The sequence below is a fragment of the Pseudoalteromonas luteoviolacea H33-S genome, from assembly GCF_001625695.1.
GTDB classification, from domain to species: Bacteria; Pseudomonadota; Gammaproteobacteria; order Enterobacterales; family Alteromonadaceae; genus Pseudoalteromonas; species Pseudoalteromonas luteoviolacea_B.
Map to the genome: position 1 here is coordinate 1 of NZ_AUXY01000120.1, position 237 is coordinate 237.

1 pseudogene is annotated in these 237 nt (G+C 42.2%); it reads left to right on the top strand.

Going from position 1 to position 237, the window contains the following annotated elements:
• Window positions 1-65: 65 nt before the first annotated feature.
• Window positions 66-237, top strand: a pseudogene (locus tag N477_RS22400) (IS256 family transposase); the annotation flags it as partial.

The following is a 237-nucleotide window of genomic DNA, read 5'->3' on the forward strand; positions in this document are numbered from 1 at the left end:
GAGACTGTAATAAAAACTGTGTAACTGTCTGTTATTAATACCGTGTTGGTATAGGCAGGCAGATTATGAACAAGAAAGAACTTGAAGCCTTCGCTCGCGAAGCTGCTAAAACTCTCAAAACTGAGAAAGACCTGAATGAATTCAGCCAGATGCTTACTAAAGTAACGGTTGAAGCGGCCCTCAATGCCGAGCTGGATGAGCATTTGGGTTACCGTAAAAATGGTAAATCCACTTCTC